Source organism: Colwellia sp. BRX8-7 (assembly GCF_014077275.1).
Lineage (GTDB): Bacteria > Pseudomonadota > Gammaproteobacteria > Enterobacterales > Alteromonadaceae > Colwellia_A.
In genome coordinates this window covers 1-233 of sequence record NZ_JACGVP010000146.1, presented here as the reverse complement: position 1 = coordinate 233, position 233 = coordinate 1, and the positions used below count along the sequence as shown (strand labels likewise).

1 rRNA gene is annotated in these 233 nt (G+C 38.2%); it reads left to right on the top strand.

Annotated elements, in window-relative coordinates:
- Nucleotides 1-125 precede the first annotated feature (125 nt).
- Nucleotides 126-233, top strand: a 23S ribosomal RNA gene (locus H4J57_RS19735); the annotation flags it as partial.

Genomic DNA, 233 nt, shown 5'->3' with positions numbered 1-233 from the left:
AACATCTTATTCAAGACACATTTATTTGTGCGTGAAAATGTCAGACTTACAATCATAACTAAAAATGTACGGATTAGTCTCCGCATGTTTTTGTTAGTTTCGTTAGAAACTACTTAGGGTTGTATGGTTAAGTGACTAAGCGTATGTGGTGGATGCCTTGGCAGTTAGAGGCGATGAAGGACGTGTTAATCTGCGATAAGCATTGGTGAGGTGATAAAAACCGTTATAGCCAA